Annotated in this window: 6 protein-coding genes; 2 read left to right on the forward strand and 4 right to left on the reverse strand. The window is 70.1% G+C overall.

The window, feature by feature from the left end; translation table 11 throughout:
- From AOK24_RS25910 to AOK24_RS25920, 3 genes are all read right to left on the reverse strand, one after another.
- On the reverse strand, positions 1-1,205 hold a 1,205-nt coding region (locus tag AOK24_RS25910; protein ID WP_055722474.1), incomplete at its 3' end, for a glycoside hydrolase family 5 protein.
- A gap of 105 nt (positions 1,206-1,310) precedes the next feature.
- Entirely contained in the window at positions 1,311-2,132 is an 822-nt protein-coding gene (locus tag AOK24_RS25915; RefSeq protein ID WP_055722475.1) for an ABC transporter permease, read from the reverse strand.
- Complete coding sequence (locus AOK24_RS25920; RefSeq protein ID WP_055722476.1) at positions 2,129-3,100, reverse strand: ATP-binding cassette domain-containing protein; 972 nt, start codon at positions 3,098-3,100, stop codon at positions 2,129-2,131. Before AOK24_RS25920 ends, AOK24_RS25915 begins: the two co-directional genes overlap by 4 nt.
- Positions 3,101-3,290: 190 nt before the next feature.
- On the opposite strand from AOK24_RS25920, the gene AOK24_RS25925 reads away from it, so the two are divergent.
- Entirely contained in the window at positions 3,291-4,070 is a 780-nt protein-coding gene (locus AOK24_RS25925; RefSeq protein WP_055722477.1) for a TetR/AcrR family transcriptional regulator, read from the forward strand.
- Between the two features lie 29 nt (positions 4,071-4,099).
- On the opposite strand, the gene AOK24_RS25930 is transcribed toward AOK24_RS25925, so the two are convergent.
- Positions 4,100-5,071 carry a YncE family protein gene (locus tag AOK24_RS25930; protein ID WP_055722478.1) on the reverse strand — a complete coding sequence of 324 codons (972 nt, stop codon included), beginning with the start codon at positions 5,069-5,071 and terminating at the stop codon, positions 4,100-4,102.
- Positions 5,072-5,159: 88 nt separating this feature from the next.
- Here AOK24_RS25930 and AOK24_RS25935 point away from each other — a divergent pair, with 88 nt between their 5' ends.
- Complete coding sequence (locus AOK24_RS25935) at positions 5,160-5,837, forward strand: GDSL-type esterase/lipase family protein (RefSeq protein ID WP_055722479.1); 678 nt, start codon at positions 5,160-5,162, stop codon at positions 5,835-5,837.
- The last annotated feature ends 11 nt before the right edge of the window (positions 5,838-5,848 follow it).

Raw genomic sequence — 5,848 nt, forward strand, 5'->3', positions numbered from 1 at the left:
CCGCCGCCCCCACCGCCACCGCTCCCGCCGACCGGCGGGAAGGCCGGCGCCTTGACGCTGGCGAGGTAGCCGTCCTTCACCGTGTCGACGGTCTGCCAGTCGTCCTTCAGAATCCCGCCGGTGTCACCGGAGTTGGGGTTCCACGACCAGAACGTCCAGTGGAAGGAGTCGGCGCCGTTCGCCGACGTCGAACGCAGGTAACTCACCAGCGCCGCCAGCCACTTCTGGTCCACGGACGCCTGGAGCGTCGTACCGAACTCGCCCACCCACACCGGGGCGATGTTCTGCTTGAAGATGTAGCCCCAGTACTTGTCCCAGATCCCCGGCATGTTGTTCGGGAACGTGGGGTCGTTGAACCAGCTCTGCTGGGCGACGCTGGTGGCGTAGTCGTGCGCCGAGTACACCAGCCGGTTGGGGACGGAGAGTTGGACCGGATACTGCGCGACGCCCATCAGGTTGCCGCCCCACCAGCCGGAGACTCCGTTGACGGTCTGGATGCCCTCGACGAAGATCAGCAGGTCGGGGTTGACCGAGAGGACCGCGTTCCCGGCGCGCTGGGCGGCCAGCCGCCAGTCGGTCGCCGTGTCCCCGCAGCCCCAACAGGCGGGATCGTGCGGCTCGTTGTGGAGGTCGATGCCGACGACGGCCGGGTTCCCGGCGTAACGGGACGCCAGGGACTTCAAGTTGGCGATCCACGTCGACTCGGGGACGGCCGCCGTGTACCAGAGGGCGGACTGGCCGCCCGAGTCCGGGCGGTGCCGGTCGAGGATGACGCGCAGGCCGTCCTGGCCCGCGTACGACACGATCTTGTCCAGTACGCCGAGGGAGTTGAGGCCCTGGAGGTCGGCGTTCTTGCCGCTGGAGAAGTCGATGCTGTTGGGGACGGTCGAGGACTTGAAGATATCGTCGCTGTACGGGATGCGGATCGTGTTGTAGCCCAGCGACTTCATCTGGTCGATCATGCTCTTGTAGTCGCGCGACCACAGGCCGTGGACCACGTAGTTGCCGGTCTCGAAGCCGAACCAGTTGATCCCGGCGACCCGGACGGGCTGCCCGGCCGAGTCGAGGATCTGACGGCCGCTGGTGTGCCAGTACCCGGCTCCCGGCGCCTCGGCGGCCCGCGCCGGCTGCGCGACCGCCAGACCCACGGGCAGCAGCAGCGCGGCGGCCACCGCGCACAGCGCTCTTCGCACGTTGCGGAACATGTCCCTTGTTCCTCTCGGGGGTGCGGATCCGGAACTATGGGAGCGCTCCCACTTCCGCACCTCCCAGAGAAGACCGGTCCCATCACCCCGTCAAGGACTACGACATCACTTCCCGAGCTTCCTGAACCTCCCCACCGCCAGCGGCAGGAAGAGCGCGCCCAGGATCAACGGCCAGACGAGGGCCATCAGTTGGGCGTTCTGCTCGACCCAGGTGTCGCCCGCGCCCGCCGGTGCCCCGAAGAGTTCCCTGGTCGCCCCGGCCGTCGCCGAGATCGGGTTCCACGCGGCCACGAACCCGAGCCAGTCCGGCATGAGCTGGGGCGCGACGAAGACGCTGGAGATCATCGTCAGCGGGAAGGCCACGGCGAACAGCCCGCCCGCCGCCTCGGGGTTGGGGACGACGAAGCCGAGCCACACCCCCAGCCAGATCAGCGCGAGCCGCAGCCACAGCAGCAGCCCGAAGGCGCCGACGAATCCCCAACTCCCCTCTGGGCGCCAGCCGATGGCCAGTGCCGTGAGCATCATGATGGCCAACTCGGCGCAGGCGACGAGGAGATCAGTCACCCCGCGCCCCGCGACGACCGCCGAGGACGCCATCGGCATGGAGCGGAACCGGTCGACGACCCCCTTCTGCGCGTCGTACACGACGACCGTCGCCGTGTTGATGAACCCGAACGCCATCGTCATGACGAACATGCCCGGCATCAGGAAGTCCTTGTAGTCCCCGCCGCCCGGCACGTGCATCGCGCTGCCGAAGACGTAGCCGTAGAGCAGGACGGAGAGGATCGGGAAGCCCAACTGCCAGAGGATGTTGACCGGTTGGCGCCGGTAGTGGGTGAGCCCTCGGCGGACGAGGTTCCAGCAGTCGGCCAACGCCCAGTAGGCGCGGCCGTGCCGGTGGATCGGGGTCAGGTCGACGGCGCTCACGCGGCGGCCTCCTTCGCGGTCGGGCCGGTCTCGGTGCGGTGGCCGGTCAGGCGCAGGAACACGTCGTCGAGGCTGGGCCTGCGCAGCCCGATGTCCTCGACCCGCACGCCCTCGTCCTGGAGGGTGCGGGCCACCGCGGTCAGCGCGGAGACCCGGTCGGTGACGGTGGCATGGACCCTCAACTCGCCCTCGTCCGCCTCGGGTTCGCCGTCCGCGACGCCGGCCATCACCTTCATCGTCCGCTGGATGTCGGCTCGTTCGGCGAGCACGACCTCGATCCGGTCGCCGCCGATCATGTCCTTGAGGCCGTCGGGAGTGTCGTCGGCAATGGCGCGGCCCCGGTCGAGCACGGTGACGCGGGAGGCCAGCCGGTCCGCCTCCTCCAGGTACTGCGTGGTGAGCAGGACCGTCGTGCCGTCCGCCACCAACGCCCGTACGGATTCCCAGACTTCGCCCCGGGCGCGGGGGTCGAGGCCGGTCGTCGGCTCGTCGAGGAAGAGGACCGCGGGGGCGAGGATCATCGACGCGGCGAGGTCGAGCCGGCGCCGCATGCCGCCGCTGTAGCCGTCGACGCCCCGGTCGGCGGCCTCGGTCAGGCCGAAGCGGTCCAGGAGTTCGGCGGCGCGCTGGCGGGCCCGCCTGCCGCCGAGGTGGAAGAGGCGGCCGAACATCTCCAGGTTCTGCCTGCCGGTGAGGACCTCGTCGACCGCCGCGTACTGGCCGGTGAGCCCGATCCGCGCGCGCACCTCGCGCGCCCTGCGGACCACGTCGAGCCCGGCGACCTCCGCGGTGCCGCCGTCGGGGCGGCGCAGGGTGGCCAGGATGCGGACGGCGGTGGTCTTGCCGGCTCCGTTCGGGCCGAGCAGCCCGTGGACCGTGCCTTCGCGGACGGCCAGGTCGAAGCCGTCGAGGGCGGGTTTTCCGGCGTAGCTCTTGCGTAAGGCCTCGGCGCGGACGGCGTACTCCATGGGGTCCCCTAACTCCGTGGATGTAACTCTGAGGTGGTAGCCCTCGGGCGGTAGCTCTGAGGTCGTAGCTCCCGAGCGGTAGCCCTCAGGCAGTAGCTCTCGGGTCCTGTCCCACCCGATAACCGAGTACACCGTACCCGATTTCGCGTACGACGTACTCAGTTTTTCTGCCCGGAACTAGACTGCCCCCATGACGAGCAGCCAGGACCAGGCCCAGCACTGCCGGGACCAGATCACGCGCACGCTCGAACTCCTCTGGGAGGGCGCCCGGCGCCCCGCGCGCGGCCCGAGGCCGACGCTCACCCTGGACCGGATCGTCGAGGCCGCCGTCGAGATCGCCGACCAGGAGGGTCTTGACGCGGTGTCGATGCGCCGGGTCGCGGCCGAACTCGGCACGGGAGCGATGTCGCTCTACCGCTACGTCCCCGGCAAGTCGGAGCTGGTCGAGCTGATGCTGGACCGGGTGAACCGCGTCTCGCAGGACCCCGGCGACCTCGGCGACGGCTTCTGGCGGGAGGCCCTGGAGGTCATGGCCCACTCCATGCTCGGCCTCTACCACCGTCACCCCTGGGTACTACCCGCCAGCCGCTCCCGCCCGCTGCTCGGGCCGAGCGCGATGGACGGCATGGAGAAGGTGCTCGCGCGGATCCGGCCGATGGGACTCACCGACACCGAGCTGGTGTCGGTGATCATGACGGTCGAGGGGTACGTCGTCGGCGCGGCGCGTACCCAGGTGTACTACCAGGAGGCCGAGCGCACCTCGGGTATGACGACGTCCGAGTTCTACGAGGCGCAGTCCCCGTACCTCTCCAGGGTGATGGAGTCGGGCCGGTTCCCGGTGCTCGCCTCCCTCGACGCCGACACCTGGACGACCTCCTTCGACCACTTCGGCTTCGGGCTCCAGCGCATCCTGGACGGCCTCGAAGCGCTCGTCGCCCGGCGCGCCGCCGAGGGACGCGCGGGGGAGTGACGCAGGGGGTTGACGCGCCGGGGAGCGACTCAGCTGCGGCGCAGCAGCCGCCGTAGCCCGAACACCGCCGCGCAGACGACGGCGATGGCGATCGCGCCCTTCGTGACCCCGCCGCCGGAGTCGCCGCCGCTCGTGGAGGCGGAGCCGGAGTCGGTCGAACTCCCCTTGGCGGGCGAGGACTTGTCGGCGCCGGGGGCGTCGCGGACGACCACGCCGCTCTCGACGCCCTCGCTGCCGTACAGCAGTTTCCTGCCGTCGGCGGAGTAGGTGACGGACTCGCCCTGGCGCTGGAGGGGGACGTCGAGGCGGCCGGTCTTCTTGATCTTCCCGCCGTTCCAGTCGTAGGTGATACCTCCGAAGTACCCGCGTACTACCAGCTGCCTGCCGTCGGGGGAGAACGCGGCGTCGGTGGCCCAGAGGTCCACCGGAGCTATGGGCTTGAAGATGTTGTCGCCGGACGCGGTGAGCCGGGCGGGGCCCTCGTACAGGTGGCCGCCGTCCTCCTTCTTGTCGATGATGTACACCCGGCCGGTCTTGGGGTGGACCATCATCGACTCGGCGTCGCGCCCGCCGTCCGCGTACTTGACGATGTACTGGGTCGCCCTGACCGTCTGGTCCTTGAGTACCTTCGGCTCGGGGAGCCGGTAGATCCACAGGTAGGGCCAGCGGCCGTCGAAGTTGTCGCCGATGTCACCCACGTAGATCTGGTTGTCGGGGCCGACGGAGATCGCCTCGACGTCGCGCGGGGTGCCGACGCCGCGCAGCGTGAGCGTGGCGACCGTCTCGCCGGTGGCGCCGTCGACGGCGTAGATCTGCGGGCCGTAACCGCTGTCGTTGTGCGTCCAGTAGACGCCCGGGTGCTGGTGGGAGGCGGCGAGGCCGCTGGACTCCTTGATCCGCGGGTCCTTGATGGTGAACCCGCCGTCGTCGTCGGCGGACGCGGGTACGGCGAGGGCCCCCACGAGCAGGAACCCGGCGAGGACGGCGAACGGTCGGCGCATCCCCCCAGCCTGCCATCCCGCGCGGCGCAACACGCGGGGTGTCGGGACTCACACCCCGGCCGGGGCGGTGATCGTCCATCATGAGCGGATGCTCAGGTTCATGCCCGTCGGCGACTCCATGACGATCGGCAGCGCGGGCGATCACACGTGGCGGTACCGTCTCTGGCGGCATCTGTGCGCCACGTACGGCGGCCCGTTCACGCTGGTCGGGCCGCGCGAGACGTTGTACGACCCGGGGGCCGGCTCTCCGGTCTCCTACGCGTACGCCGAACCCGACTTTCCGCGCGGGCACCTCGCCGGGTGGGGTGAGGGGTGGCAGCACATGGCTCCGCTGATCGGCGACGCGGTGCGCGCCGGACGCGCGGATGTGCTGCTCGTCTCCCTCGGCCTCATCGACCTGGGTTTCTATACGAACGCGGAGCAAACGGCGGAAAACGCACGGGAGTTCATCGCCGCGGCCCGCGCCGCGCGCCCCCGCGTCCGGGCCGTCCTCCTCCCCGTCATCCCCAACGTCCGCGCCAACGCGGACCCCGAATTCGCCGAACAGGTCGGCCTCTTCAACGAACTCCTCGCGAAGACGGTCGCCGACCTCGACGAGCCGGGGTCACCCCTGCTCCTCGCCTCCATCCCTCCCAGGTACGACATCGATACGGATACCTACGACGGGACGCATCCCAACGCGAGCGGCGAGCACAAGCTGGCGGAGGCGTTCGCGGAGGCGATGTACCAGGGGTGGGGGTTGGGCGGGCCCTACGAGGAGGGGTAGTACCCGAGGGC

The organism is Streptomyces niveiscabiei (assembly GCF_001419795.1).
GTDB classification, from domain to species: Bacteria; Actinomycetota; Actinomycetes; order Streptomycetales; family Streptomycetaceae; genus Streptomyces; species Streptomyces niveiscabiei.